At 69.4% G+C, this 25,521-nt stretch carries 23 protein-coding genes and 1 pseudogene; 13 read left to right on the top strand and 11 right to left on the bottom strand.

Going from position 1 to position 25,521, the window contains the following annotated elements; genetic code table 11:
* Positions 1-2: 2 nt before the first annotated feature.
* Both IHE47_RS09435 and pncB read left to right on the top strand, forming a co-directional pair.
* A complete protein-coding gene (locus IHE47_RS09435) occupies positions 3-983 on the top strand; it encodes a PHB depolymerase family esterase (protein ID WP_192105642.1) in 981 nt (326 codons plus the stop codon).
* A gap of 267 nt (positions 984-1,250) precedes the next feature.
* Complete coding sequence (gene pncB, locus IHE47_RS09430) at positions 1,251-2,432, top strand: nicotinate phosphoribosyltransferase (RefSeq protein WP_192105641.1); 1,182 nt, start codon at positions 1,251-1,253, stop codon at positions 2,430-2,432.
* Positions 2,433-2,491: 59 nt separating this feature from the next.
* Here pncB and queG read toward each other — a convergent pair whose 3' ends face one another.
* On the bottom strand, positions 2,492-3,571 hold the full coding sequence (gene queG, locus IHE47_RS09425) for a tRNA epoxyqueuosine(34) reductase QueG (protein ID WP_192105640.1): 1,080 nt from the start codon (positions 3,569-3,571) through the stop codon (positions 2,492-2,494).
* A gap of 48 nt (positions 3,572-3,619) precedes the next feature.
* Between queG and IHE47_RS09420 the strand changes: the two genes are divergently transcribed.
* The 5 genes from IHE47_RS09420 to IHE47_RS09400 all read left to right on the top strand — a co-directional run bounded on the left by IHE47_RS09420 (position 3,620) and on the right by IHE47_RS09400 (position 10,150).
* The gene (locus tag IHE47_RS09420) at positions 3,620-5,104 is read left to right on the top strand and encodes an NAD(P)H-hydrate dehydratase (RefSeq protein WP_192105639.1); all 1,485 of its coding nucleotides are present in this window, start codon (positions 3,620-3,622) and stop codon (positions 5,102-5,104) included.
* Positions 5,101-5,562 carry a tRNA (adenosine(37)-N6)-threonylcarbamoyltransferase complex ATPase subunit type 1 TsaE gene (tsaE, locus tag IHE47_RS09415; RefSeq protein ID WP_192105638.1) on the top strand — a complete coding sequence of 154 codons (462 nt, stop codon included), beginning with the start codon at positions 5,101-5,103 and terminating at the stop codon, positions 5,560-5,562. Before IHE47_RS09420 ends, tsaE begins: the two co-directional genes overlap by 4 nt.
* Positions 5,563-5,800: 238 nt before the next feature.
* Positions 5,801-7,303 (top strand): N-acetylmuramoyl-L-alanine amidase, encoded by a 1,503-nt coding sequence (locus IHE47_RS09410; protein WP_225561752.1) that lies wholly within the window; start codon positions 5,801-5,803, stop codon positions 7,301-7,303.
* 26 nt (positions 7,304-7,329) lie between these two features.
* Positions 7,330-9,159, top strand: a complete 1,830-nt coding sequence (gene mutL, locus IHE47_RS09405) for a DNA mismatch repair endonuclease MutL (protein ID WP_192105636.1) — start codon at positions 7,330-7,332, stop codon at positions 9,157-9,159.
* A gap of 67 nt (positions 9,160-9,226) precedes the next feature.
* On the top strand, positions 9,227-10,150 hold the full coding sequence (locus IHE47_RS09400) for a DUF1684 domain-containing protein (protein WP_192105635.1): 924 nt from the start codon (positions 9,227-9,229) through the stop codon (positions 10,148-10,150).
* Between the two features lie 51 nt (positions 10,151-10,201).
* Here the strand turns inward: IHE47_RS09400 and IHE47_RS09395 are convergent, their stop codons facing one another.
* A complete protein-coding gene (locus IHE47_RS09395; protein ID WP_192105634.1) occupies positions 10,202-10,984 on the bottom strand; it encodes an enoyl-CoA hydratase-related protein in 783 nt (260 codons plus the stop codon).
* A gap of 139 nt (positions 10,985-11,123) precedes the next feature.
* Here IHE47_RS09395 and IHE47_RS09390 point away from each other — a divergent pair, with 139 nt between their 5' ends.
* The 4 genes and pseudogenes from IHE47_RS09390 to IHE47_RS09370 all read left to right on the top strand — a co-directional run bounded on the left by IHE47_RS09390 (position 11,124) and on the right by IHE47_RS09370 (position 14,095).
* Positions 11,124-11,867, top strand: a complete 744-nt coding sequence (locus IHE47_RS09390; RefSeq protein WP_192105633.1) for an FKBP-type peptidyl-prolyl cis-trans isomerase — start codon at positions 11,124-11,126, stop codon at positions 11,865-11,867.
* Positions 11,868-11,900: 33 nt separating this feature from the next.
* Positions 11,901-12,682, top strand: a pseudogene (locus IHE47_RS09380) (DUF1289 domain-containing protein).
* Complete coding sequence (locus IHE47_RS09375; protein WP_192105630.1) at positions 12,679-13,527, top strand: sulfurtransferase; 849 nt, start codon at positions 12,679-12,681, stop codon at positions 13,525-13,527. The pseudogene IHE47_RS09380 and the gene IHE47_RS09375 overlap by 4 nt, the downstream one beginning before the upstream one ends.
* A 79-nt stretch (positions 13,528-13,606) precedes the next feature.
* Positions 13,607-14,095 carry a GNAT family N-acetyltransferase gene (locus IHE47_RS09370; RefSeq protein ID WP_192105629.1) on the top strand — a complete coding sequence of 163 codons (489 nt, stop codon included), beginning with the start codon at positions 13,607-13,609 and terminating at the stop codon, positions 14,093-14,095.
* A 7-nt stretch (positions 14,096-14,102) separates the two neighbouring features.
* On the opposite strand, the gene IHE47_RS09365 is transcribed toward IHE47_RS09370, so the two are convergent.
* From IHE47_RS09365 to IHE47_RS09355, 3 genes are all read right to left on the bottom strand, one after another.
* Positions 14,103-14,858, bottom strand: a complete 756-nt coding sequence (locus tag IHE47_RS09365; protein ID WP_192105628.1) for an enoyl-CoA hydratase/isomerase family protein — start codon at positions 14,856-14,858, stop codon at positions 14,103-14,105.
* Between the two features lie 111 nt (positions 14,859-14,969).
* Entirely contained in the window at positions 14,970-16,460 is a 1,491-nt protein-coding gene (locus IHE47_RS09360; RefSeq protein ID WP_192105627.1) for a DUF4139 domain-containing protein, read from the bottom strand.
* Positions 16,461-16,576: 116 nt separating this feature from the next.
* Complete coding sequence (locus IHE47_RS09355) at positions 16,577-17,353, bottom strand: IclR family transcriptional regulator (RefSeq protein WP_192105626.1); 777 nt, start codon at positions 17,351-17,353, stop codon at positions 16,577-16,579.
* Positions 17,354-17,526: 173 nt separating this feature from the next.
* On the opposite strand from IHE47_RS09355, the gene fucP reads away from it, so the two are divergent.
* Together fucP and IHE47_RS09345 are read left to right on the top strand one after the other, a co-directional pair.
* Positions 17,527-18,813: an L-fucose:H+ symporter permease gene (gene fucP, locus IHE47_RS09350; protein ID WP_192105726.1), complete on the top strand. Its 1,287-nt coding sequence runs from the start codon at positions 17,527-17,529 to the stop codon at positions 18,811-18,813.
* The gene (locus IHE47_RS09345) at positions 18,813-19,181 is read left to right on the top strand and encodes an L-rhamnose mutarotase (RefSeq protein WP_192105625.1); all 369 of its coding nucleotides are present in this window, start codon (positions 18,813-18,815) and stop codon (positions 19,179-19,181) included. The genes fucP and IHE47_RS09345 overlap by 1 nt, the downstream gene beginning before the upstream one ends.
* On the opposite strand, the gene IHE47_RS09340 is transcribed toward IHE47_RS09345, so the two are convergent.
* Genes IHE47_RS09340 through IHE47_RS09315 form a run of 6 tightly spaced genes read right to left on the bottom strand, consistent with a single transcriptional unit; the run spans position 19,178 to position 25,479 of the window.
* Positions 19,178-20,590 carry an alpha-L-fucosidase gene (locus IHE47_RS09340; RefSeq protein WP_192105624.1) on the bottom strand — a complete coding sequence of 471 codons (1,413 nt, stop codon included), beginning with the start codon at positions 20,588-20,590 and terminating at the stop codon, positions 19,178-19,180. The genes IHE47_RS09345 and IHE47_RS09340 overlap by 4 nt on opposite strands.
* Before the next feature lie 17 nt (positions 20,591-20,607).
* Positions 20,608-21,927 carry an L-fuconate dehydratase gene (locus IHE47_RS09335; RefSeq protein ID WP_192105623.1) on the bottom strand — a complete coding sequence of 440 codons (1,320 nt, stop codon included), beginning with the start codon at positions 21,925-21,927 and terminating at the stop codon, positions 20,608-20,610.
* Positions 21,924-22,784: a fumarylacetoacetate hydrolase family protein gene (locus tag IHE47_RS09330; protein ID WP_192105622.1), complete on the bottom strand. Its 861-nt coding sequence runs from the start codon at positions 22,782-22,784 to the stop codon at positions 21,924-21,926. Before IHE47_RS09330 ends, IHE47_RS09335 begins: the two co-directional genes overlap by 4 nt.
* Before the next feature lie 16 nt (positions 22,785-22,800).
* Positions 22,801-23,547 carry an SDR family oxidoreductase gene (locus IHE47_RS09325; protein ID WP_192105621.1) on the bottom strand — a complete coding sequence of 249 codons (747 nt, stop codon included), beginning with the start codon at positions 23,545-23,547 and terminating at the stop codon, positions 22,801-22,803.
* Between the two features lie 22 nt (positions 23,548-23,569).
* Positions 23,570-24,445 (bottom strand): amidohydrolase family protein, encoded by an 876-nt coding sequence (locus IHE47_RS09320; RefSeq protein WP_192105620.1) that lies wholly within the window; start codon positions 24,443-24,445, stop codon positions 23,570-23,572.
* Positions 24,442-25,479, bottom strand: coding sequence for an aldo/keto reductase (locus IHE47_RS09315; RefSeq protein ID WP_192105619.1), 1,038 nt, complete (start codon positions 25,477-25,479; stop codon positions 24,442-24,444). The genes IHE47_RS09320 and IHE47_RS09315 overlap by 4 nt, the downstream gene beginning before the upstream one ends.
* Positions 25,480-25,521 lie beyond the last annotated feature (42 nt).

Raw genomic sequence — 25,521 nt, 5'->3', positions numbered from 1 at the left:
CCATGCTTCCGATCGCCCGCTTCGCGCTGTCGTGCCTGCTGCTGTCGCTGGGCGCTCTCGCACCGGCGCTGGCCGGCGAGGACACGCCCCACACATTGCGCGCCGATGGACTCGAACGCAGCTACCTGGTGCACACGCCGCCCGGCAATGCGGATTCACCGCATCCGCTGCTGCTGGTTTTCCACGGCGGCGGCAGCGTTGCGCGCGGCATGCCGCGCTTCACCCACCTGGACGGGATCGCCGATCGCGCCGGCATGATCGTGGTCTATCCGCAGGGCGTGGATCGGCACTGGAACGACGGCCGCGACTCGATCAAGCGCAAGGTGGACGACGTGGGCTTCGTGCGCGCATTGCTGGACGCCATGGAGCGCGACTTCGCCGTGGACCGCTCGCGTATCTATGCCGCCGGGATCTCCAACGGCGCGATCTTCGTCGAGCGGCTGGCTTGCGACATGTCCGGCCGCATCGCCGGCATCGCCACCGTGGCCGGCACGTTGGCGCGGGACTACCAGCCGCAGTGCCAGCCGCAGTATCCGGTATCAGTCGTGCAGTTCGACGGCACCGCCGACCCGATCGTGCCCTACGCCGGCGGCGAGGTGACCAGCTTCGGCGGCCATGGCGAAGGAGGCCAGGTGCTTGCGGTCGATGCCACCGCCGCATTCTGGGCGCGCATGGATGGTTGCGCGGCGGCGGACGCACCGGTCCCGCTGCCGCCGCAGGCGCCGCTCGACCCCACGCGGGTGTTCCGCAGCCAGTGGGGCCCCTGCCGGGGTGGCCGTGCCGTGGTGCTTTATTCCATCCAGGAGGGCGGCCATACCTGGCCGGGCGGGCCACAATACCTGCCGAAGTTCATCGTGGGCCGCGCCAGCCGGCAGATCGACGCCAGCGAGACGATGGTGCGCTTCTTCCTCGATCACCCGCGCGCCGATTCCTTGGCGCGCGTCATGCCGACGCCGCCATTGCCGCGACTGGCTGGAAACTGAACCAGCCACAAAATTCCTGTCGGATTACCTTGAACTTCAGCTTCATCGGCTACACTAAGCCCATGTATCGCCGTGAGGCGAAAGGAGACGGGGCAAGACATCGCACCGTCGAGGGGTCGGCCCCTCTCTCCCCTCTTGACGCGCCGACCTGACGAATCCCGGTAGCTACTCCCCTGGCTACCGGGATTTTTTATGCCTGCGATTTGCCGGAGCCTTCATAATCGGCCACTTGGCGCGACTGGCGCCGCCGTGCCGTACGGGCGACGCATGATTGTCGAATCGCTGCTGGACACCGACCTCTACAAGTTCTCGATGATGCAGGTGGTGCTGCACCACTACCCGGCCGCGCAGGTCGAGTACCGTTTCAAGTGCCGCAACCCGGGCATCGACCTGGTGCCGTACATCGCCGAGATCCGCGCCGAGCTGGAGGCGCTGTGCGAACTGCGCTTCAGCACGGAGGAACTCGACTACCTGCGCGCGATGCGCTTCATCAAGAGCGACTTCGTGGACTTCCTGGGCCTGTTCCGGCTCAACGCGAAATACGTGACCATTGTGCCGGCCGAGGCCGGCAACGGCGAGATCGAGATCCGCATCAAGGGGCCGTGGCTGCACACCATCCTGTTCGAGGTGCCGCTGCTCGCCATCGTCAACGAGGTGTATTTCCGCAACACGCAACCGCGGCACGATCTCGCCGAAGGCCGGCGCCGGCTGCAGGAGAAGATCGCGCTGCTGCACGGCACGCCCGGCTACGAACACTGCCGCATCGCCGACTACGGCACGCGCCGGCGCTTCTCGCGCACCTGGCACGAGGAAGTGCTGGTGGCCTTGCGCGACGGCCTGGGTACGCAGCTCGCCGGCACCAGCAACGTGTGGTTCGCCATGCGGCTGGGCCTCGTCCCGCTGGGCACGCTGGCGCACGAATACCTGCAGGCGCACCAGGCGCTGGGCCCGCGCCTGCGCGATTCGCAGGTGGCCGCGCTGGAGGCCTGGGCGAAGGAGTATCGCGGCGACCTCGGCATCGCGCTGTCGGACGTCTATGGGCTGGACGCCTTCCTGCGCGACTTCGACATGTACTTCTGCAAGCTGTTCGACGGCGCGCGCCACGATTCCGGCGACCCGTTCGACTGGGGCGAGCGCATGCTGGCGCACTACCGCGACAACCGCGTCGACCCGCGCAGCAAGGTGCTGGTGTTCAGCGACGGACTGGACATCCCCAAGGTGATGCAGCTCTACGAACACTTCCGCGGCCGCTGCCTGCTGGCCTTCGGCGTGGGTACCAACCTCAGCAACGACACCGGGCCTACGCCGCTCAACATCGTGATCAAGATGATCCGCTGCAACGGCCAGCCGGTGGCCAAGCTCAGCGACTCGCCCGGCAAGAACATGTGCGAGGACGCGGCCTACGTGACCTACCTGCGGCAGGTGTTCGGCATCCCCGATCCCGGTTGACCCGCACGGCGGGTCCGCATCTTTCGCTGCCCGCCTTCGTAGGGGCGCACAGGGTGCTCCTACGATGAAGAGCCGGGGCTGGCCTGCCGCGCCAGCGCCCAGGCCACGTGTTCGCGCACGAGGGGCGAGGGATGGTCGGCACGCGCGTTGAGCGCCTCGCGCACCGCTATCGATCCCGGCGCGTTGCCCAGCGCCACCGCGATGTTGCGCAACCAGCCTTCGTAGCCGGTGCGGCGGATCGCCATGCCCTCGGTGCGCTTCAGGAACTCGTCCTCGCTCCATGCGAACAGCTCGACCAGCTTCGCGCCGTCGAGGCTGTGTCGTGGCGCGAAATCCGGTTCGGCGGCGTCCTGCGCGAACTTGTTCCACGGGCAGACCAACTGGCAGTCGTCGCAGCCGAAGATGCGGTTGCCCATCGGCGCGCGCAGTTCCTCGGGAATCGAACCCTTCAGTTCGATGGTGAGGTAGGAGATGCAACGGCGCGCATCGAGCCTGTATGGCGCGAGGATCGCCTGGGTGGGGCAGACGTCGATGCAGCGGCGGCAGGAGCCGCAGTGCGCGCTGGCCGGCTCGTCCACCGGCAGCGGCAGGTCGGTGTACAGCTCACCGAGGAAGAAGTACGAGCCCGCGCGGCGGTTGATCAGCACGGTGTGCTTGCCGATCCAGCCCAGCCCCGCGTTGCGCGCCAGCGCCTTTTCCAGCACCGGCGCGGAATCGACGTAGGCGCGGTAGCCGAAATCGCCGACCACGGCGTGGATGCGCCCGGCCAGTTTCTGCAGGCGGTTGCGCATCAGCTTGTGGTAGTCGCGGCCCAGCGCGTAGCGCGCCACGTAGCCGGCCTCGCCGTCGCGGATGACATCCCAGGCGTTGCGCGTGCCGGGCGGCACGTAGTCCATGCGCACCGAGATCACCCGCTGCGTGCCCGGCTCCAGCTCGGCCGGACGCGCGCGCTTTGTGCCGTGGCGCGCCATGTAGTCCATCTCGCCGTGGTGGCCGTCGGCCAGCCAGCTTGCCAGGTGCTGTTCGTCCTCGCCGAGCGTCACGCCGCTGATGCCGGCCTCGGCAAAGCCCAGTTCGCGCGCCCATCGCTTGATGTCGCGGGCGAGGGCGGCGTGGTCGATGGTGTTGCAGGTGGACATGCGTGCATTGTAGGCGGGCTACGCATGTCGCATGCCTATAATCCGTGCATGTCCGATTGCCCGCACAGCCATCAGCTCTACACGGTCGCGCAGGTGCGCGCGCTGGATCGCCATGCCATCGAGGTGCTGGGCGTGCCGGGTTTCGAGCTGATGCGGCGTGCGGCATGGGCGGCGCTGTCCGGCCTGCGCCGGCATTGGCCGCAGGCGCGGCGCATCGCCGTGCATTGCGGGCCGGGCAACAACGGCGGCGACGGTTTCCTGCTGGCCGTGCTGGCGCGCGAGGCGGGGCTGCTGGTGGACGTGCTGGCGCCGGGCGAGGTGTCCGCGGGTGATGACGCCGCCACGGCGCGGCAGGCGTGGCTGGATGCCGGCGGTGCCGTGCGCCCGTGGCGGTCGGGCGATGCCTTGCCCGCCGTCGATGTCCATGTCGATGCACTGTATGGCACCGGCCTGCGGCGCGCGCCGGAGACGGCGGTGGCGGCGCTGATCGAGGCGGTCAACGCCAGCGGCGTGCCCGTGCTGGCGCTGGACGTGCCTTCGGGACTGGATGCCGATACCGGCCAGATGCCCGGTGCGGCGATCCGTGCCGACCTCACGGTGAGCTTCATCGCCGCCAAGCGCGGCCTGCACACCGGTCGCGCCGCGAATGTCGTGGGCCAGCTGGAGCTGGACGTGCTGGGCCTGCCCGAGTCGCTGTGGCGCGACGTGCCGTGCGATGCGCAGCTGCTGGCGGCAACGGCCCTGCCGCCGCGTCCGCGCGACGCAAACAAGGGCGACAACGGGCACGTGCTGGCGATCGGCGGCGAACATGGCATGGCCGGCGCGATCCGCCTGAGCGGCGAGGCGGCGTTGCGTGCGGGCGCCGGCCTGGTCAGCGTGGCGACCCGTGCCGAACACCTGCTGGCGCTGAACGCCGCGCGCCCCGAATTGATGGCGCATGGCGTGGACGGCCCGCAGGCGCTGGAACCGTTGCTGGCCCGCGCCAGCGTGCTGGCGGTGGGTCCGGGCCTGGGGCGGGGCGCATGGGGCCACGCGCTGTGGCTCACCGCGCTGGACAGCGGCAAGCCGCTGGTGCTCGATGCCGACGGGCTCAACCTGCTGGCGCGCGAGCCGCGCCGCTTCACGCAGCCGGCGGTGCTGACGCCGCACCCTGGCGAGGCCGCGCGCCTGCTGGGCGGCACGGTGGCCGAGGTGGAGGCGGATCGTTTCGCCGCCGCGCGTTTGCTGGCGGACCGCTTCCGTGCCGTGGTGGTGCTGAAAGGTTCGGGCAGCCTGGTCGCCGACCCGAATGGACGTCTGGACGTCTGTCCATGGGGCAACCCCGGCATGGCCGCGGGCGGCATGGGCGATCTGCTCACCGGCATCGTCGCGGCGCTGCTGGCACAGGGCTGCGATGCCTGGCAGGCCGCCTGCCTCGGCGTCGGCCTGCATGCGCGCGCCGGCGACCGCGCGGCGCGGCAGGGCGAGCGCGGCCTGCTTGCCACCGACCTGCTGGCGCCGCTGCGCGCGCTGGGCAACGGAATCGACGCATGAGCGGACAGCTCTGGCCCCTGGCCGACGAGGCCGCCACCGATGCCCTGGGGCGCCGCTTCGCCGCCGAGCTGGCCGGCGGCGGCATGGTGGTGTACCTGCATGGCGACCTGGGAGCGGGCAAGACCACGTTCGCCCGCGCCCTGCTGGGTGCGCTGGAGGTGGGCGAGCGCATCAAGAGCCCTACCTACAGCCTGATCGAAGGCTATGCCGCCCAGGGCCGTCCGGCGTGGCATCTGGATCTCTACCGCATCGCCGATCCGGGCGAACTCGAATGGCTGGGACTGGACGCATTGTCCGATCCGGCGGCGCTGGTGCTGGTGGAGTGGCCCGAGCGTGGCCGTGGCGCCTTGCCGGCCCCCGATCTCACCCTGCACCTGGCCTATGCCGGTGCCGGCCGGCAGGCGCGGCTCGAGGCGCACAGCACACGCGGCAAGGATTTCCTGCAGCGCCTGCGTTGATCGTTGGCGCCAACTTGCTGTTTTTCCTTGGGAAATCTTCATGGCTCGGCGGCTTCATGGGGGCATGCGGCGGCGACTTGCGACCCATAGCTAGATGTCGACTGATGAATGATTCGCAGGTTATGGATATTCAAGGGAAAACTTCTTGCATTCCCGGATCGGCTGCGATTCAATGCGCCCCATGCGGGGATACCTGAACAGCTTGGGTGGGATAGTCGTCGTCGCTTTTGCCGCGGCGATGTCGCCCGTGGGCGCACACGCGGCCGACGTGACGGCGGCGCGTGTCTGGGCCGACGCCAGCCACACCCGGCTGGTGTTCGATCTGGACGCTAAGCCGGACTACCGCATCGATCGCCGGGACGACCAGGTCGTGGTGGATTTCACCCGCGGCAGGATCGCCAGCGGCTACACCGATCCGGCCGCGCATGGCCTGTTCCGCGGCATGAGCCGCAGCCAGCAGGGCGGGGGACTGCAGCTCACCGCGAAAGTGATGGCCGGCAGCAAGCTGCGCAGTTTCGTGCTTCCCCCCGGCGACGGCGGCCATTACCGGCTGGTGCTGGACCTGCTGCCGGGCGCGGGCACGGACGTGGCGGATGCCGCCCCGGCGGCGCCTGCTCCGGCTGCAGCCGCCAGGCCGGCCACCGCGCCGGTGGCCGATGACGACACCGGGCCGACACCGCCCGTGGTCGCGACGGTCAGCGACCGCCGCAGCGGCAGGAAGACCATCGGTTCGAGCCGGCAGGTCACCCAGCAGGCGGCGACGCTGCTGAACGGCCAGCGCAAGGTGGTGGTGTGCGTGGATGCCGGCCATGGCGGCAAGGATCCCGGTTCGCATGGCCCGGACGGCACGCTGGAGAAGAACGTCACCCTGGCGGTGGCGCGCGACCTCGCCGCGCAGATCAACAGGCAGCCGGGCATGAAGGCCATCCTCACCCGCGACGGCGACTACTTCATCCCGCTGGCGCGCCGCTACCAGATCGCGCGCGAGCACGACGCCGACCTGTTCGTGTCCATCCACGCCGATGCGTTCACCAGCGGCGATGCGCGCGGTTCCTCGGTATGGGTGCTGTCCTCGCGCGGCAAGAGCTCGGTGGCGGCGCAGATGCTGGCCGACCACGAAAACAGTTCCGACCTGATCGGCGGCGTGTCGCTGGACGACAAGAGCGACGGCCTCGCCAAGGTGCTGCTGGACATGCAGCAGGGCTGGGCGGTGCAGGCCAGCGACACGGTGGCCGGCAACGTGCTGAAGTCGCTGGCGCAGCTCGGCCCCACCCACCGCGGCTACGTGGAGCGCGCGAACTTCGTGGTGCTGCGTTCGCCCGACGTGCCTTCGATCCTGGTCGAGACGGCCTTCATCAGCAATCCCGCCGAGGAGCGCAAGCTGCGCGATCCCGACCACCAGCAGGCGCTGGCCTCGGCGGTGATGAGCGGCGTGAAGGGCTACTTCGAATCCACGCCGCCGCCGGGCACGTGGTTCGCGGCGCAGGCGGCACGCGGCAATGGCGTCGAGCTGGCTTCAGCCAGGGTCGGCCGGCCGGCCGACGATGCCGCCACCGCGGTCGCCGATGCCCCGGCCGCTGCCGACGCCGGCGTGCGCGACCTGCACCGCGTGGGCGAGGGCGAGAGCCTGCGCAGCATCGCGCGGCAATACGGCATCAGCGTCGGCGCGCTGAAGAACGCCAACCACATCGACGGCAACGTGGTGCGCACCGGCACCATGCTGGCCATTCCGTCGGGGTGAGCGCCGGCAACTGCTAAAATCCGCGGATGCCCGTCATCCGTCCGCTGCCCCCCGAGCTCATCAACCAGATCGCCGCCGGCGAGGTGATCGAGCGCCCCTCGTCCGTGGTCAAGGAACTGGTCGAGAACAGCCTCGACGCCGGCGCCAGCCGCATCGAGGTGGACATCGAACAGGGCGGTGCGCGGCTGATCCGCGTGCGCGACGACGGCGGCGGCATCGCACCCGACGAGCTGCCGCTGGCGGTGGCCTCGCACGCCACCAGCAAGATCGGCAGCTTCGACGATCTCGAACATGTCGCCAGCATGGGCTTCCGCGGCGAGGCGCTGGCCTCGGTGTCTTCGGTGGCGCGCTTCGCGCTCACCTCGCGCCAGCGCGAGGCCGACGCCGCGTTCCGCATCGAGGTGGACGGCGGCCGGCTGCAGGCCGCGCGTCCCGCGCAGCATCCGGCCGGCACCAGCGTGGAAGTGCGCGACCTGTTCTACAACGTGCCCGCGCGCAAGAAGTTCATGCGCGCCGAGCGCACCGAGTTCGCGCATATCGACGACCTGCTGAAGTCGCTGGCGCTGGCGCGCGGCTCGGTGGAATTCCGGCTCAGCCACAACGGCAAGCCGGTGCGCATCTGGAAGGCCGCGCGCGACGCGCAGGCGCAGCTGGCGCGCGTGGCCGAGGTGCTGGGCGAGGATTTCCCCGCGCAGAGCCTGCGCGTGGACCACGCTGCCGCCGGCATGCGGTTGTCCGGCTGGGTGGGCCTGCCCACCGCCTCGCGCTCGCAGGCCGACCAGCAGTATTTCTACGTCAATGGCCGGCTGGTGCGTGATCGCGTGGTGGCGCATGCGGTGCGCCAGGCGTATGCCGACGTGCTGTTCCATGGTCGCCATCCCGCCTTCGTGCTGTACCTGGAACTCGACCCCGCCGGCGTGGACGTCAACGTGCACCCGGCCAAGCACGAGGTGCGTTTCCGCGAGCAGCGGCTGGTGCACGATTTCCTGTTCCGCACACTGCACGAGGCCTTGTCGCAGACGCGCGCTGGGCAGGTGGAATCGCACGCGCAGGACGACGATGGCCGCCTGCACATGAGTACTGCTGCGAGCGCATCCGCGCCCGGCCTGCCGGCGATCGCCCGCATGTCGTCGTGGCCTGCGCGCGCCGAGCAGAATCGCCTTGCGCTGGGCGTGCGCGACGAACCGCTGGCGGACTACGCCGCGCTGCTGGGTGAGCCGCCGCGTGCGATGCCCGCCGCCGTCGCCATGCCGGCCGCGGAGGAGGGCGAGGCGCCGCCGCTGGGTTATGCCATCGCCCAGCTCAAGAGCATCTACGTGCTGGCCGAGAATGCGCAGGGCCTGGTGCTGGTGGACATGCACGCCGCGCACGAGCGCATCACCTACGAGAAGCTCAAGGCCGGTCGCTCCGGCAGCAACCTGCGTTCGCAGCTGCTGCTGGTGCCGCTCAACCTCGCGGTGAGCGCGAAGGAAGCCGCTGCTGCCGAGGAGCATGCCGACGCGCTGGCCGACTGGGGCCTGGAACTGTCGCGCAGCGGCCCCTCCGGCGTGGTGGTGCGGCGCATCCCCGCACTGCTCGAAGGTGCCGACGTGACCCGGCTCACCCGCGATGTGCTGGCCGAACTGGCCCAGCATGGCAGCTCGCGCCGCCTGCAGGAGCTGGAGAACGAACTGCTTTCCACCATGGCCTGCCATGGCTCGGTGCGCGCGGGGCGCCGCCTCACCCTGCCCGAAATGAATGCGTTGCTGCGCGAGATGGAAGCCACCGAGCGTTCCGGCCAGTGCAACCACGGCCGGCCTACCTGGACGCAGCTTTCCCTGTCGGAGCTGGACCGGTTGTTCATGCGCGGACGGTGAGGCTGCGCTTGCCCGCTTGGCATTTGGACGTCCATACTCGAACCTTCCATTGCCGCGGATCGTCCCCATGTTGCGAATCGCCGCTTTCCTGTTTGCCTCGTTCTTCGGAGTCGTTGCCGTGTCTTCCGCCGAAACCCCGTCGTCCTACACGCATGAAATCCAGCAATGGCGCACCGACCGTGTGGCACGGCTCACCGGGCCGGACGGCTGGCTCAGCCTGATCGGGCTGGAGTGGCTGCACGAAGGCGTGAACCGCGTGGGTAGCGCCGCCGGCAACGACATCGTGCTGAAGGCCGGCCCCGCGCAGCTCGGCACGGTGACGCTGGCGGCGGATGGCACGGTGCACATCGTGCTGGACGAGCACAGCGGCGCGACCATCGACGGAAAGTCCGTCGGCGAAGCCACCCTGGTCGACGACATGCATGCCGCCGCCGGCGCCGAACCCACCACGGTGCGCTTCGGCAACGCGAGCTTCTTCGTGATCGTCCGCGACAACCGCAAGGCGCTGCGCGTGAAGGACACCGACGCCGAGGCGCGGCGCGACTTCCTCGGCATCGACTATTTCCCGATCGACGCCGGCTGGCGCATCGAGGCCGAGTGGGTGCCCTTCGTGCCGGAACACGATCTCGAGATCGGCACGGCGATCGGCACCATCGACAAGGTGAAGGTACCCGGCAAGGCGGTGTTCCAGCGCGGTGGCCATACGTTCGAGCTGCTGCCCTACCAGGAGGAGCCGGACGGCGAGCTGTTCTTCGTGATCGCCGACAAGACCTCCGGCAAGGAGACCTATGGCGCCGCGCGCTTCCTGTACGCCGCGCTGCCTGCAGGCGGCTTGGCCAGGCCGGGCAGGGTGGTGCTGGATTTCAACAAGGCCTACAACCCGCCCTGTGCGTTCACGCCGTTCGCCACCTGCCCGCTGGCGCCGCCGGAGAACCGCCTCGACGTCGCGGTGACGGCGGGCGAGAAGAAATACGCCGGCGGCCACCACTGAAGCGCGGGTTCGTCATTCCGGTTTTCGCCGGAATGACGGTGAGGCGAGGTTTCAGCGTCCCTTGAACTGCGCCTTGCGCTTCTCCAGGAACGCACTCGTGCCCTCGCGCATGTCCTCGGTGGAGAACACCAGCGCGAAGCCCTGCGTCTCGAATTCCAGGCCCTGGTCGAGCGAAGCCTCGCCGCCCTGCAGCACCGCGTCGAGGATGCCGGCGGCGGCCAGCGGCGCGGCGGCGGCGAGCTGGTCGGCGAGCGCGTCGACGGTTTCGTCCAGCGCTTCGGGCGCCACCACGCGGTTGACGACCCCGAGTTCGTAGGCGCGCTGCGCGTTGACGGTCGCGCCGGTGAGGCACAGCTCCAGCGCGGCACTGCGGCCGGCGAGGCGCAGCAGGCGCTGGGTGCCGCCGAAGCCGGGGATCAGGCCGAGGTTGATCTCGGGCTGGCCGAACTTCGCCTTCTCGCTGGCCACGCGCAGGTGGCAGGCCATCGCCAGCTCCATGCCGCCACCCAGCGCGAAGCCCTGGATGCGCGCGACCACCGGCTTGCCGAGGCGCTCGATGCCGCTCATCAGGCGCTGGCCGGCGCGCGAGAAGCCTTGTGCCTGCACCGGTGTGTAGCCGTTCATCTCGGCGATGTCGGCGCCGGCCACGAAGGCCTTTTCGCCCGCGCCGGTCAGCACCACGGCGCGCACGGCATCGTCCTGTGCGGCCTGGGCGAAGGCGAGGGTCAGCTCGTTGAGCGTCTCGCGGTTCAGCGCGTTGAGCTTGTCGGGGCGGTTCACCGTGATGGTGCGCACCGCGCCGCGGTTGGCGATTTCCAGGTTGCGATAGGCCATGGGCCGACTCCAGTGCTGCCGAAACGCGCATGGTAGCAGCGGGAACCTTTGTGGCCGCCGGGTTTCTCATGCCACGGGCGCTGCACGCGCCATGCGAAACACTTACGATGTGGCGCTTCGGTGCGCGATGGAGAACGGCATGACTCGACTGCGTTGGCTGCTGCCCTGCCTGCTGCTGGCGGGCGTCGCGCATGCGCAGGGCCAGGCGCAGCCGGCGGCGCCGGTGAAGCTGGACAAGGCCAAGCTCTCGTACGCCATCGGCTACCAGATCGGCAGCCAGTTCGCCGCGGGCCGCAACCAGCCCGGCGTGCCGGAGATCGACATCGCCGCCTTGCAGCGCGCGATCCAGGACGCCTACGACAAGCGCCAGCCCGCCGTGTCGATGCAGGCGATGCACCAGCAGCTGCGCGCCTTCAACCAGCAGCTGCGCACCGACGCGCAGGCGGAATTCGAGCAGGTCGCCGCCGCCAACGCGCGCAAGAGCGCCGAATTCATGGCGCGCAATGCCAAGGCGTCCGGCGTGGTGTCGTTGCCTTCCGGCATCCAGTACTCGGTGATGAAGCGCGGCGACGGCACGGCCAGCCCCACGGTCACCAGCACGGTGGTGGTGAACTACCGCGGCATGCTGGTGGACGGCACCGAGTTCGACAGCACCTGGGCGCATGGCGCGCCGGTGAGCTTCGCGGTGGACCACGTGATCCCCGGCTGGCGCGACGTGATCCCGCGCATGCACGTGGGCGACCGCTGGAAGGTGGTGATCCCGCCGCAACTGGCCTACGGCAAGGAAGGCGCGCTGCCGCGCATCGGTCCCAACGAGGCGCTGGTGTTCGAGATCGAGCTGCTGGCGATCAAGTCGGCCACGCCGGACCAGGGCGCGCCCTGAGCGCCCGCTGCCCTGCTGCTAAAATGGCGGGGCATGTCGAACGAACCTCCTCCCGCGCCGCCGTCCCCGGCCACGCCGTGCATCGGCGTCTGCCAACTGGATCCACGGGGCTACTGCATCGGTTGCCGCCGCACGATCGATGAAATCGGCCGCTGGCGCAGCATGAGCGATGCCGAGCGCCTGCGCGTGATGCGTGACGTGCTGCCCCTGCGGGCACGCCCATGAACGCGGATTTGCTGCAGGCCCTGCTGCCCCTGTCCGCCCCGCCCGTCGCGCCGGGCTGGAACCACGCCGACATGAGCGAGCTGCTGGGCACCACCCGGCGCCGGCCGGCCGCGGTGCTGCTGGCCCTGCGCGATGGCGGGTCGCCCCGGCTGGTACTCACCGTGCGCACCAACGACCTGCCGTCGCACGCGGGGCAGGTGGCGCTGCCCGGCGGACGCATGGATCCCGGCGACGCCGATGCGCTGGCCACCGCGCTGCGCGAGAGCGAGGAAGAGATCGGCCTCGACCGCACCCTGGTGACGCCGCTGGGCTATCTCGACAATTTCGACACGATCAGCGGCTACCGCATCACGCCGGTGGTGGCGAGCATCGCCGGGCATGCCCGGTTGACGGCCGCGCCCGCCGAAGTCGCCGAAGTGTTCGAAGTGCCGCTGGCCTTTTTCCTGGACCCGGCCAACCTGCGCCGCTACACCATGGAGTTCCGCGGCCACCGCCGCGAGATGGTGGAGTTCGTGCATGACGGCCATCGCATCTGGGGCGCCACCGCGGCGATCCTGCTCAACCTGCTGAAGAGGATGGGGCGCGCATGAAGACCACATTGATTTCCGTAGCCGAACTCGCCGCGCTGCCGGCGGACGACGTATTGGTCGTCGACTGCCGCAAGGATCTCGCCGATCCGGCCAAGGGGCGGCGCGACTACCTTGCCGGCCACCTCCCCGGCGCCGTGTACGCCGAGCTGGACACCGACCTCTCCGATCTCTCGCTGCAGTCGCAAGGACTGGGACGCCATCCGCTGCCATCGGCGCAGGCGTTCTCCGCGGTACTCGGCCGCTGGGGCTGGCGGCCGGGCCTGCAGGTGGTGGCCTACGACGCGGCCAGCGGCGCCTTGGCCGCGGCGCGCCTGTGGTGGCTGCTGCGCTTTGCCGGCGAACCTGCCGTGGCGGTGCTCGATGGCGGTTATGCCGCGTGGCAGGCGGCCGGCCTGACGGTGGAAACCGCCGTGCCGCAGCGCGTGGCGACGTCGGTGGCCGTGCGCTTCGATCCGGCCCGGGTCGTGCTCGACCATGCCGCCCTGCACGCCGCGCCCGCGCCGCTGCTGGTCGACGCCCGCGCCGCGCCGCGCTACCGCGGCGACACCGAGCCGCTCGATCCCGTTGCCGGGCACGTGCCCGGTGCGCGCAATCGTCCCTTCGCCGACAACCTCGATGCCGATGGCCGCTTCAAGGGCGCGGCGGAGCTGCAGCGCGACTTTCTCGTCGTGCTGGGGGCGCGCGCACCGGCCGAAGTCGTGCACATGTGTGGCTCCGGCGTCACCGCCTGCCACAACCTGCTGGCGATGGAACACGCCGGCCTCGCCGGGTCGCGGCTCTATGCGCCGTCGTGGAGCGGCTGGGTGAGCGACCGCTCGCGGCCGGCAGCGAAGGGCGAGGAGTGACCGTCGCGTTCCGCCGCCTGCGTCGCGGGCGCGGCGGCATCGGGCTGGTCGCGGGAACACCGACCCACGGTACACGCGCATGAACACGCCTGCACGATCGAACGGCATCCGCATCGTCGGCTTCGAGCCGCGCTGGCGCGCGGCGTTCGCCACGCTCAACATCGAATGGCTGGAGCACTGGTTCGTGGTCGAGGACTACGACCGCGAAGTGCTGGGTCATCCCGAGCAGTACATCCTCGCGAACGGCGGCCACATCCTGTTCGCCATCGACGGGGACGGGCGGGCGCTCGGCACCGTCGCCCTGAAGCACGAGGGCGACGGCGTCTACGAACTCACCAAGATGGCGGTGTCGCCGGAGGCGCGCGGCCGCGGTGTCGGGCGCCTGCTGATGGACGCGGCGCTGGAGTTGTACCGCACGCTAGGCGCGCGCGAACTGTTCCTGGAATCCAGCAGCCTGCTCGGGCCGGCGCTGGCTCTGTATGAGAGCGTCGGCTTCCGCCACCACCCCGCGCCGCGCGCGGGGTCGCACTACGCGCGGGCGGATGTGCACATGATCTGGGAGCCTTGAACGGCCCTCAGCCCTTGCTCTTGAGCCTGGCCACCAGTGCCTGCAGGGTGGCCTGCGTCTGCGGATGGTAGAAACCTTCGATGAAGTCGTCGACGGGCAGCGCGTCCACGTCGGCGTAGGTGGCGATGAGGTCGGCGCGGGCGACGCGGCGGGTGGCGAGCATGGCGTGCGGGGGCAGGGCGAGCAGGTCGTTCATCCAGTGCACGGCGCGCGTCACCACCAGGTCGATGCCGGTGGTCTCGTCCACGAAGCCGCAGGCCAGCGCCTGCTGCGCGTCGACCATCGTGCCGGACACCAGCAGGCGCTCGGCACGGTAGGCGCCCACCACGCGGCGCAGCGCGAGCTGGATGCAGTCGGGCACGGCCAGGCCCACCTGCACCTCGTTGAGGCCGATCTTGTACGGGCCCTGCGCCATCACGCGGTAGTCGCTCATCAGCGCCATCACCGCGCCGCCGGCGGGGCTGTGGCCGGTGATCGCCGCGGCTACCGGCACCGGCGAGCAGGCCAGCGCGGCGGCGGTGGCGAAGAACTCGCGCCAGAAGGCGCGCACGCCGGTGCGATCCGCCTGCAGCAGCGCCGGTACGTCCACGCCGGCGGAAAACATGCCCGGCACGCCGGACAGCACGATGCCGCGCGTGCCATCGGCCACCGCCTTGTCCAGCGCGGTATGCAGCGCTTGCAACATCTCCAGGTTCAGCGCATTGACGGGCGCGCGCGCGAGGTGGATTTCGGCGACGGCGTCGTGAAGGATGGTTTCGATCATGGTGGCTCCGGGTTCTTCCGCTGCGGCAGGAGCGCACCCTGTGCGCGATTTGCTTTTGCTCCGATCAGGCATCGGAGCCATCGCGCACAGGGTGTGCTCCTGCGGTTTTCTTCAAGGTTGTGGATTTTGCTCCGTGCTCCAGGTGTAGTGCACGGCGTAGTCCAGCACGGCCTTGCCGTTGGCGGGCACGTCGACGCGGAATTCCAGCGTGTCGGTGGTCTGCCTGCTGGGCGGGGCGCTGGACGAGGCCAGCTTCCACTCGCGCCAGCGGCTGGGGTGTTCGCGCACGGTGACGGTGCGGGTGCTGTCGCCGGCGTTGGTGAGGGTGATGCGGAAGGTTTCGTCCATCGTGCGACCGGCCTTGTCCGCGTGGAACGCGGTGCGTTCGCGCGTGGCGCGCAGGTCGAAGGCGGTGCCCAGCGCGATGCTGGCGTCGCTGCCCTTGGGCGTGTCGTTGATGCGGCCCTCGCCGATGAATTGCGGCGTGCCGTGGCTGTCCTGCGTGAGCACGCGCAGGTAGCCGGCGGGCAGGCTGTCGAAGGCGGTGAACTTGAGCGTGCTGACGATGCTGTCGTTGCCGCTGCCGCTGTTGAAGTCGGGGCCGAGCATCGGTTGCGGCGGCTGCCAGGTGCCGCCGCTCTCGACGAGGTTGGTGCGTTCGCACGAAAGCGAACGTGTTTCGTACAGAGGCGCCTGGCTCACGCTGCCATCGGGCAGGTCCACTGGCGCGGGCAGGGTGTAGCTGCGGTAGTTGTCCATCTGCGCCTGCTGCGGCATCGGTGCGTCGGCGGCAAACGATTTCGCCGCCATCATCACCACCGGGCGCGGTGTGGAGGCCTTGGCGAAGTTCGGCTCGCCCGCGATCAAGGTGAGCTTCGCGTCGTTCCAGTCGCGGCCGCTGCGGTTGGCGATGCTGGCGCGCGATTCGAACTGCATGCGGCATGCACTGCCCGGCAGCAGCGTGGCGACGTAGGCGGCGCGCCAGCCGAGGCCGGCAGTGGGGTAGCTGAGCACGGCTTCGCTGTTGCCGCCGCGCGCGGCGTCCACGCGCAGGCGCAGGCTGGAACCGGTCGGGAAGTTGCCGCCGTTCACGCGCACGCCGGCGTACTGGCGGATCCAGGTCGTGCCCAGCGCGCTTTTGCCCAGGGCGCTTTCGATCATCAAGCCATCGTCGCCGACACGCTTCAACGTGCCCGTGGCAAGCGCCTCGCCGCCGTCCCCCAGCACGGTGACCTCGCGTCCGATCAGCCCGGTGAGCGCGGCGCTGCCGCCCTGGCCCAGCAGCAGGCGTTGCGAAACCACTTTCGCGTTGCCGTCGGGAAAGCCCAGCGCCAGCGCCTCGGCATCGAGTTGGTCGGGCAGGTCGCCGAGGGTGATGTCCTGCACGCCGGGCTGCAGGGCGAGCGTGCGCCGCTCGCGGATCACCGCGTAGCCGTCGCCGACATTGCCGTCGCCGCTGCTTGCGTACAGTGCCGCGTTGTCGCTGCGGTACAGCGTGATGTCGGTACCGCTCGCGGTGGGCGTGGCTGCGCCGGCAGGGGTGGCGATGGCCAGGCCGGCGATGCAGGCCAGGGCGACGGCGGACAGGGCAGGCTGGTTCATGGCGGGGCTCCTTGCAGGTCCGGAATCTTCTTGTAGGAGCGCACCCTGTGCGCGATGGCCTTGTGCTCCGGTCGAAGCGCAAGGCCATCGCGCACGGGGTGTGCTCCTACGCGGGGTCAGCGCTTCTGCATGGCCGTGCCGTAATGCAGGATGTCGGAGATTTCCGCGGTGGCCTTGCACAATGCCGCGATGGTGCGTTGCTGCGTCTGCGCCGAGGCGCGCTGCGCGATGAAGGGCACGGTGAGCGCGCAGACGGCGCGCCCGTGCTGCAGCACCGGTGCCGATATGTCGGTGACCGCGTCCACCACGTGGCTGCGCGCGCAGGCGTAGCCCTGGTTGCGCACCTGCCCGAGCTGGCGCACGAGCTTCTTGCGGTCGAGGTCGGCCTCCAGGCCGGCGATGATGTCCAGCCAGTGCTCGCGCAGCTGTTCGTCCTGGAAGGCCAGCAGCACGTGGCCGGAGGTGGATTGCGACATCGGCCGGCGGTGGCCGATGCGCACCACCAGCGCGATCTCGCCCGGCGGATCGGCGCGGGCGATCACCACGATCTGCTCGCGCGAGGGCACCACCAGGTGGCAGGCCTGCTCGGTGGTTTCGGCGAGGCGGTGCATCACCGGCAACGCGGCTTCGATCGCGCTTTTCACCGGCGGTTGCTCCATCGCCAGCCGGAACAGCTGCGGCGTGATGCAGTAGCCGCCGTCGCCTTCGGCGCGGGCGAGGTAGTCGCGTTCCTCCAGCACCTGCAGCATGCGGAAGATCTCGCCGCGCGAGCGGCCGACACCTTCGGAGATTTCCACGATGCTCAGCGGCTTGTGCGCGCTGGCCAGCAGTTCGAGGATGTCCAGGCCCTTGTCGAGGGCGGGAGCGCGGTATTTGGAGTCGGGTTTCGTCATGATGTCCCTAAGCTTGCCGCATGTGGTGTGGGACTTCCATGCGGGGCCGCATGCTGCAGTGCGTCTTTGTGCTGGTGAATAACTGTTTCATATTTGCACCATCGTGTCCGGCAGTGTGCAAGGCGCAACGGGAGATCGGGGTGGATGCACGAATGACGACGGAATACCCGGCCATGCCGGAAGCCGCAGCGCCGCAAGGCTTCTCCCGCTGGTTGCCGCTGTTCCTGATCGTGGGCCTGTTCTTCCTGTGGGGCGCCGCGAACAACCTCAACGACGTGCTGATCGCGCAGTTCAAGAAGGCCTTCGTGCTGGACGATTTCCAGGCCGGCCTGGTGCAGAGCGCGTTCTACCTCGGCTATTTCCTGGTGGCGATGCCCGCGGCGATGTTCATGCGCCGCTACGGCTACAAGCAGGCGGTGGTGCTGGGCCTGGTGCTGTACGGCGCTGGCGCGCTGCTGTTCTGGCCGGCGGCGGAACTGCATACCTATGGCGTTTTCCTGTTCGCGCTGTTCGTGATCGCCACCGGGCTGGCCTTCCTGGAAACCTCGGCCAACCCGCTGATGACCGTGCTGGGCTCGCCCGATGGCGCGACGCGCCGGCTCAATTTCGCGCAGGCATTCAATCCGCTGGGCTCGATCGCCGGCGTGCTGATCGGCCAGCATTTCATCCTGGCGGGCGTGGAGCACACGCCCGAACAACTGGCCGCGATGGGCGCCGCCGAACGCACCGCGTATTACGCGGATGCGACGCATGCGGTGCAGCTGCCCTATCTCTGCATCGGCCTGGTCGTGCTGGCCTGGGCGGTGCTGGTGCTGCTGGCCCGCTTCCCCGCGGTGACCGCGCCGCATGTGCTTGCAACGCATGCCACTGGCCGCGATGGCGTGCTGGCGCGGCTGCTGCGCGACCGCGGCTTTACCGGCGCGATGGCCGCGCAGTTCTTCTACGTCGGTGCGCAGGTCGGCGTGTGGAGCTACACCATCCGCTACGTGCAGGCGACGATGCCGGGCACCTCGGCAGCGTCGGCGGCCAATTTCATCCTCGCCGGGCTGGTGTGCTTCATGCTCGGCCGCTTCGCGGGCACGGCGCTGATGAAATACCTGGCGCCGGTGCGCCTGCTGCTGGCCTTCGCCGTGATCAATATCGTGCTCGCGTTGTACGCGCTGGCCTGGCCCGGCCTGGGCGGTGCCTGCACGCTGGTGGCCTGCAGTTTCTTCATGTCGGTGATGTACCCAACCATCTTCGCGCTGGGCGTGGAAGGCATGGACGATGACGAGCGCAAGCTCGGCTCGGCCCTGCTGGTGATGACCATCATCGGCGGCGCAGTGCTCACCGCGGCGATGGGCAAGGTGTCCGACCTTGCCGGCATTGCGCGTGCGCTGAGCGTGCCGGCACTGGGCTTCGCCGTGGTGGCGTGGTTCGCATGGCGGCGCCTGCCGCGTGCCGGCAAGGCGGGCAACTGATGCCGCGCCTCTACTACGCCCTCGACCTGCGCGACGACGCGGCGGCCATCGCCGAGTACGAGAACTGGCACCGGCCCGGCGTGGTCTGGCCGGAAATCGTCGCCTCGATCCGCGCCGCCGGCATCGAGGACATGGAGATCTTCCGCACCGGCAACCGACTGGTGATGGTGATGCAAGTACCCGACGACTACTCCGCCGCTGGCAAGCAGGCGGCCGATGCGGCCGATCCACGCGTGCAGGCGTGGGAGCAGCTGATGGATGGTTACCAGCAGCGCCTGCCGTGGGCGAAACCGGGCGAGAAGTGGGTGGCGATGCGCGGGATTTTTTCGCTGAAGGACGCGCTGGCGGCCAGCGACGAACGTCGCTAGCGAACGCTGGTGGTGACGACCAGCACGGTGTCGATCGGATCCAGCGGCTTGGCCGGCAATTGCACGTCGAGCTGCGTGCCGTGCTGTGCGAACTTGAGCGGTGTGTGCCGCGGATCGGCCAGCAGGTAGGCGCCGGTGGCGTGGATGGTCGCGTCGGCGACGTGGAACGAGCTGCCGGGCCATTCGAGCAGGTGGATGTAGACCTTGCCGGGCCGGCTGGTGGCGCGCCAGTCCCAGGTGGGCACCCATGCAGGCTTGCCGTCGGAATCCTTCTGCGTGGCGGAGTAATCGCCATGCGGATCAGCGAACGGCGTGGGGCGGGTGCCGTAGATCGATTCGCCGTTGACCTTGAGCCACTGGCCGATGGCCTGCAGGCGTTCGGCTTCGGCCGCGGGGATCACGCCGTGCGCGTCGGGTCCGACGTTGAGCAGGTAGTTGCCGCCCTTGCTGGCGATGTCGACCAGGTTGTGCAGCAGCACGGTGGTCGACTTGAAATCGGTGTCGGCGGACTTGTAGCCCCAAGTGTCGTTGATCGTCATGCAGGTTTCCCAGTCCTTGCCGGGAAAGCCCTGCGGCGGGATGTGCTGCTCGGGCGTCTCGGTGTCGCCGGCGTAGCCGCCGCCCAGCCGGTTGTTCCAGACCAGCTGCGGATACTGGTCGAGCAGCTTCACGATCTCCGACGCGAGCTGCGGCGTCATCTCGCGGGTGGGCGTGTCGAACCACAGCACCGCCGGGTGGTACTTCGCCAGCAGCTCCTTGATCTGCGGGATCGCCTTGGTGTGCAGGTAGGTGGCGAAGTCGCCGTCCTGCGCCTTGTCCCAGTGGCCGCCGATCGCGGCGCCGCCGGGTGCGGTCCAGTCCTGGTCCTGCGAGTAGTAGACGCCGAACTTGATGCCCTGCCGCTTCGCCTCGTCGGCCAGTGCGCGCAGCGGGTCGCGCTTGAACGGCGTGGCGTCGACGATGTTGAACGCGTTCGCCTTGGAGTCGAACATCGCGAAGCCATCGTGGTGCTTGGCGGTGATCACGATGTACTTCATGCCCGCGGCCTTGGCCAGCGAGACCCAGGTGTGCGCGTCGAACTGCGTGGGGTCGAAGCGCGCGGGCAGCTGTTTGTATTCGGCCACCGGGATGCGCGCGTCGTGCATGATCCATTCGCCCGCGCCGTCCACCGGCTTGCCCTGCCATACGCCCGCCGGCACCGAATACACGCCCCAGTGGATGAACATGCCGTAGCGTGCCGCGCGCCACCAGGCCATGCGCGCGTCGCGCTGCGCCGGCGTTTCGGTGTCCTGGATCGCGGCGACCGGATGCGTGCCGGTGTTTGCCGGCGTCGCGGCGTGCACCATGGCGCACGTGGAGGCGAGCGCACAGGCGAGGGCGGATTTCACGAGGCGGTACGGCATGTTCATCATGCGACTCCGATTTGTCAGGATTGCCACACCACGCCTTGCGGAAAGGCATAGTCGCGCAGCGAGCTTTCCTTCATCTCCGCGGAAAAACCCGGCACCGTGGGTGCGATGTAGCGGCCTTCGCGGATCACCACCGGATCGATGAAATGCTCGTGCAGGTGGTCGACGAACTCGATGGCGCGGTCTTCCTTCTTGCCGGTGATTGCCACGAAGTCGGCCATCGCCAGGTGCTGCACCAGTTCGCACAGGCCCACGCCGCCGGCGTGCGGGAACACGCGCACGCCGAACTTGGCGGCCAGCAGCAGGATCGCCAGGTTCTCGTTGACGCCGCCCACGCGGGCCGCGTCGATCTGCACCAGATCCACCGCGCCGGCCTGGAACAGCTGCTTGAACATCACGCGGTTGTGGGTGTGCTCGCCGGTGGACACCGGCATCGGCGCGACCGCGCGGCGGATCGCCGCGTGGCCGAGGATGTCGTCGGGGCTGGTCGGCTCCTCGATCCACGCGATGTCGAAGGCGATGAGCTGCTTCAGCCACGCGATGGCGTCGGGCACGTCCCAGCGCTGGTTGGCGTCGATGGCGATGCCGATGTCGGGACCGACGGCCTCGCGCGCGAGGCGGCAGCGGCGCACGTCGTCCGCCGCGTCGAGACCCACCTTGAGCTTGATCGTACGGAAACCGTCGGCGACCGCTTCTCGCGCCAGCCGCTGCATCTTCTCGTCGCTGTAGCCCAGCCAGCCGGGAGAGGTGGTGTAGGCAGGGTAGCCTTCGGCCAGCAGCTGTTCGATGCGCTGCTGCCGATGCGGCACCGCCGCGCGCAGGATGGCCAGCGCCTCCTCGGGCGTGAGCGCGTCGCTGAGATAGCGGAAGTCGATGGCGGCGACGATTTCCTCCGGCGACAGCTCGGCGATGTAGCGCCACAGCGGCTTGCCGGCGAGGCGTGCAGCGAGATCCCAGGCGGCGTTGATCACCGCGCCGATCGCCATGTGCATCACGCCCTTCTCGGGGCCGAGCCAGCGCAGCTGCGAATCGCCGACCAAGCGCTTGGCGAAGCCGCCGAGGTCGTTGACGATGGCGTCGACGGAGAGGTCGGTAACGTGTTCGGCCAGCGCCGCCAGCGCGGCGGTCTGCACGTCGTTGCCGCGGCCGATGGTGAACACGAAGCCGTGGCCGACCACGCCGGGACGGTCGGTGCGCAGCGTGACGCAGGCGGCCGAGTAGTCCGGGTCGGGATTCATCGCATCCGAGCCGTCCAGCTCGCGCGAGGTGGGGAAGCGCACGTCCAGCGTATCGAGTGCCACGATACGCGCGGCATTGAGATCGATGGCGCTGCTCATGATTGCGCCGCGTCGCTGTAGGCCACGGTGCGCTGGCGCTGCCGGCCAAGGCCGTCGATGCCGAGCTCGATCACGTCGCCGGCGCGCAGGTACACCGGCGGCTTGAAGCCCAGGCCTACGCCCGCCGGCGTGCCGGTGCTGATGACGTCGCCCGGCTGCAGGGTCATGTAGCGGCTGATGTAGCTCACCAGCTCGGCCACGCCGAAGATCATGTTGCGCGTGTTGCCGTTCTGGTAGCGGTGGCCGTTGACCTCCAGCCACATCGCCAGGTCCTGCGGGTCGGCCACTTCGTCGGCGGTGAGCAGCCACGGGCCGATGGGGCCGAAGGTGTCGCAGCTCTTGCCCTTCACCCACTGGCCGCCATGCTCGAGCTGGAACTCGCGTTCGGAAAGGTCGTTCACCACCACGTAGCCGGCGACGTGATCCAGCGCATCGGCCACGCTCACGTGGCGCGCGGTGTCGCCGATCACCACGCCGAGCTCCACTTCCCAGTCGGTCTTGACCGAATCCTTGGGGATGATGACGTCGTCGTTCGGGCCCATGATGGCGCTGGTGGCCTTCATGAACAGGATGGGTTGCTCCGGCGGCGTCGCGCCGGTCTCGGCGGCGTGGTCGGTGTAGTTCAGGCCCACGCAGATCATCTTGCCCACGTGCGCCACCGGTGCGCCGTGGCGCGGCGTGCCGGCGACTTCCGGCAGCGTGGCCGGATCGATCGCCGCCAGCCGTGCGCGGCCTGCGCGCACCAGCGTAGCGGCGTCGATGTCACTGACGTGGGCGGAGAGGTCGCGCAGCTTGCCCTGCGTGTCGATCAGGCCGGGGCGTTCCTGTCCGGCAGTGCCGTAACGGACGAGTTTCATGATGCTGTTTCCGTGTTCAGTTGGACCAGCCGCCATCCACGACGTGGGTGGTGCCGGTGGTGAAGGAGGATTCGTCGGAGGCGAGATACAGCGCGAGCGCGGCGATCTCCTCCGGCGTGCCAAGGCGGCCCATCGGCTGGCGGTCGGTGAAGCTCTTCCACACCGCCTGTTCGTCGCCGCCGAGCGCGCGCACGCGATCGGCCAGCGACGGCGTCTTCACCGTGCCGGGACAGATCGCGTTGCAGCGCACGCCGCGCGCCACGTAGTCGGCGGCGATGGAGCGGGTGAGGCCGATCACCGCGGCCTTGGTGGTGCCGTAGGCGAAGCGGTTCGGTACGCCCTTGATGCTCGAGGCCACCGAGGACATGTTGATGATGCTGCCGCGGCCACGCTCCAGCATCGCCGGCAGCACCGCGCGGCACAGCCAGTACATGCCGTCCACGTTGATGCGGAACGAGCGCTGCCAGGCGTCGTCGTCGGTGTCGAGGATGGTGCCCGCGTGCACGAAGCCTGCGCAGTTGAACAGCACGTCGAACGGCGCATTGGCTTCGACCAGCGCGCGGATCGCTGCGTTGCTGGTGACGTCCAGCGCCTGTGTGCGGATCGCCGGGTGCTCCTGCGCGAGGCTGGCCAGCGCAGCGGCGTCGATGTCGGTGGCCAGCACCTGCGCACCTTCGCGCGCGAAGACGAGCGCGGTAGCACGGCCGATGCCTGCGCCGGCGGCGGTGACCAGGGCATGCTTGCCTTGCAGCCGGGTGCTCATGCGCGTGGCCTCAGTTGGGTATTCATGGCGTGTCTCCTGCGGAAGCGGTGGATGCGGGGGTGCGTTGCGGCCGATAGAACGCCAGCGCGTTGCGGCCGAAAATCTTGTCGAGTGCGTGCGGCGCGCGCTGCCGCGCCAGCGTGCGGGCGAGTTCCAGCCAGTGCGTGTAGCTGTCGCGCAGCGTGAGCACCGGCCAGTCGCTGCCCCAGACCAGCCGGTCCGCGCCGAAGCAGGCGAACAGGTGGTCGACATAAGGATCGAGTGCGTCGACCGGCATGCCGGGCGCGAGTTCGGTCAGCAGGCCTGAGAACTTGCAGTGGACGTCGGGCAGTGCGGCGAGTGCGCGTATGTGCGCCGCCCAGTCGTCGAAACTGCCGTGCGCGATATCCGGCTTGCCGGCGTGGTCGAGCACCACCCGCAGTCCGCGTTCGCGTTGCAGGCGTTTTTGCAGCGCCGGCAGTTGTGTCGGCTTTACCAGAGCATCGAAAGCAAGGCCCTGTTCCTGCATGCGGTCGAACGCCGCATCGAGTGTGGGACGCGCCAGCCAGTCCGGATCGGGATGGTCCTGCGCCATCGGCCGCAGCCCGAGCAGCAGGCCGCCGCCGTCGCGCCGCAGCGCGTCGATGCGCGATGGCGCGTCAGGCGCCTCGAAATCCACCCAGCCAACCACGCCGAGGATGCTGCGATCGGCACGCGCCAGTTCGAACAGGTAGCGTGTCTCCGCTTCAGTCGCCGCCGCCTGCACCAGCACGCTGCCGGTCACGCCGACGGCGGTGCGTTGCGCTTGCAGGTCGGCAGGCAGGAAGTCGTGTTGCAACATGGCGGGCGCATCGTGCAGCCACGCGTAATCGCCGCGGTCCACGCGCCAGTAGTGCTGGTGGGCGTCGACCAGGTTCATGGCGTGATTGCGTCCGCGACCAGCAGGCCGGTCTGGCGCAGTTCCGTCCACAGCGCGGGCGGCAGGGGGGCGTGCAGGCGTTGCACGGCGCTGTCCACTTCCGCATTCGAACGCAGGCCGCAGACCACGGTGGCGACGGCGGGATGGCCCAACGGGAATTGCAGTGCGGCGGCGCCGACGCTGGCGCCGAACTGGCCGCAGACGTCGTAGAAGCGTTGCGCGCGGGCGCGCGTCGCGGCGTCGGCAGGCGCGTAGTTGTAGGTGTCGCCGGGGCCGCCGTCCGCGCCGAGCAGGCCGGAGTTGTACGGGCCGGCCGCCATCACCGCCACGCCCTGTCGCGCGGCCAGCGTCATCAATTGCGCGCTGTCGTGCTGTTCGAACAAGGTGTAGCGGCCCGCCAGCATGATCACGTCGAGCGGGAACTCCGGCATGACCTGCAGGCACACGTCCTGCTCGTTGACGCCGAGGCCGATCGCGCCGCACACGCCCTGGCTGCGCAGCTCGGTCATCGCGGGCAGGGCTTCGTCCAGCGCCTGCCGCAGCACGCTCGCGTGGTTGGCGCCGTGGGTGAGTGCGCCGATATCGTGCAGCAGCAGGATCTCGACGTGGTCGGTGCCGAGGCGGCGCAGGCTGGATTCCACCGAACGCAGGATGCCGTCGCGGCTGTAGTCGAACACGGCGCGGCGACCGCGCACGGCGAAGCCGTCGTCCGCGGTGGGCGCGCCGTCATCGGCATCCAGCAGCAGGCGCCCCACCTTGGTGGACAGGCTGTAGTCCCCGCGCGGAACGCCGGCCAGTGCGGCACCGAGCCGTGATTCGCTGAGACCGTAGCCGTAGTAGGGCGCGGTGTCGAAATGGCGCACGCCCTGCTGCAGGGCATGGCGCACGGTGGCCAGTGCGTCGTGCTCTTCCACGCCTGCATACAGGTTGCCGATGGGCGCGCCGCCGAAGGACAGCCGTGGCAGTTGGTGCGCTACGGGCTTCCGCGTTTTCGCGGTGTGTGTGGACTCAGGGGCCGTACTGGCGTGCGTCATGGATTCAAACCGCCTTGTGCCTTGCATGCTAGTGTGCACATA

This window comes from Rhodanobacter sp. DHB23 (assembly GCF_014842975.1).
Taxonomy (GTDB): Bacteria; Pseudomonadota; Gammaproteobacteria; order Xanthomonadales; family Rhodanobacteraceae; genus Rhodanobacter_A.
Note: the sequence above shows the minus strand (reverse complement) of the source record. Positions and strands in the feature narration are given on the sequence as shown.

What these genes read in the sequence shown, in the direction of transcription:
- IHE47_RS09435 (WP_192105642.1), top strand. Translation starts at nt 3, where the DNA reads ATGCTTCCGATCGCCCGCTTCGCGCTGTCGTGCCTGCTGCTGTCGCTG.
- pncB (WP_192105641.1), top strand. Translation starts at nt 1,251, where the DNA reads ATGATTGTCGAATCGCTGCTGGACACCGACCTCTACAAGTTCTCGATG.
- queG (WP_192105640.1), bottom strand. Translation starts at nt 3,571, where the DNA reads ATGTCCACCTGCAACACCATCGACCACGCCGCCCTCGCCCGCGACATC.
- IHE47_RS09420 (WP_192105639.1), top strand. Translation starts at nt 3,620, where the DNA reads ATGTCCGATTGCCCGCACAGCCATCAGCTCTACACGGTCGCGCAGGTG.
- tsaE (WP_192105638.1), top strand. Translation starts at nt 5,101, where the DNA reads ATGAGCGGACAGCTCTGGCCCCTGGCCGACGAGGCCGCCACCGATGCC.
- IHE47_RS09410 (WP_225561752.1), top strand. Translation starts at nt 5,801, where the DNA reads ATGTCGCCCGTGGGCGCACACGCGGCCGACGTGACGGCGGCGCGTGTC.
- mutL (WP_192105636.1), top strand. Translation starts at nt 7,330, where the DNA reads ATGCCCGTCATCCGTCCGCTGCCCCCCGAGCTCATCAACCAGATCGCC.
- IHE47_RS09400 (WP_192105635.1), top strand. Translation starts at nt 9,227, where the DNA reads ATGTTGCGAATCGCCGCTTTCCTGTTTGCCTCGTTCTTCGGAGTCGTT.
- IHE47_RS09395 (WP_192105634.1), bottom strand. Translation starts at nt 10,984, where the DNA reads ATGGCCTATCGCAACCTGGAAATCGCCAACCGCGGCGCGGTGCGCACC.
- IHE47_RS09390 (WP_192105633.1), top strand. Translation starts at nt 11,124, where the DNA reads ATGACTCGACTGCGTTGGCTGCTGCCCTGCCTGCTGCTGGCGGGCGTC.
- IHE47_RS09375 (WP_192105630.1), top strand. Translation starts at nt 12,679, where the DNA reads ATGAAGACCACATTGATTTCCGTAGCCGAACTCGCCGCGCTGCCGGCG.
- IHE47_RS09370 (WP_192105629.1), top strand. Translation starts at nt 13,607, where the DNA reads ATGAACACGCCTGCACGATCGAACGGCATCCGCATCGTCGGCTTCGAG.
- IHE47_RS09365 (WP_192105628.1), bottom strand. Translation starts at nt 14,858, where the DNA reads ATGATCGAAACCATCCTTCACGACGCCGTCGCCGAAATCCACCTCGCG.
- IHE47_RS09360 (WP_192105627.1), bottom strand. Translation starts at nt 16,460, where the DNA reads ATGAACCAGCCTGCCCTGTCCGCCGTCGCCCTGGCCTGCATCGCCGGC.
- IHE47_RS09355 (WP_192105626.1), bottom strand. Translation starts at nt 17,353, where the DNA reads ATGACGAAACCCGACTCCAAATACCGCGCTCCCGCCCTCGACAAGGGC.
- fucP (WP_192105726.1), top strand. Translation starts at nt 17,527, where the DNA reads ATGCCGGAAGCCGCAGCGCCGCAAGGCTTCTCCCGCTGGTTGCCGCTG.
- IHE47_RS09345 (WP_192105625.1), top strand. Translation starts at nt 18,813, where the DNA reads ATGCCGCGCCTCTACTACGCCCTCGACCTGCGCGACGACGCGGCGGCC.
- IHE47_RS09340 (WP_192105624.1), bottom strand. Translation starts at nt 20,590, where the DNA reads ATGAACATGCCGTACCGCCTCGTGAAATCCGCCCTCGCCTGTGCGCTC.
- IHE47_RS09335 (WP_192105623.1), bottom strand. Translation starts at nt 21,927, where the DNA reads ATGAGCAGCGCCATCGATCTCAATGCCGCGCGTATCGTGGCACTCGAT.
- IHE47_RS09330 (WP_192105622.1), bottom strand. Translation starts at nt 22,784, where the DNA reads ATGAAACTCGTCCGTTACGGCACTGCCGGACAGGAACGCCCCGGCCTG.
- IHE47_RS09325 (WP_192105621.1), bottom strand. Translation starts at nt 23,547, where the DNA reads ATGAGCACCCGGCTGCAAGGCAAGCATGCCCTGGTCACCGCCGCCGGC.
- IHE47_RS09320 (WP_192105620.1), bottom strand. Translation starts at nt 24,445, where the DNA reads ATGAACCTGGTCGACGCCCACCAGCACTACTGGCGCGTGGACCGCGGC.
- IHE47_RS09315 (WP_192105619.1), bottom strand. Translation starts at nt 25,479, where the DNA reads ATGACGCACGCCAGTACGGCCCCTGAGTCCACACACACCGCGAAAACG.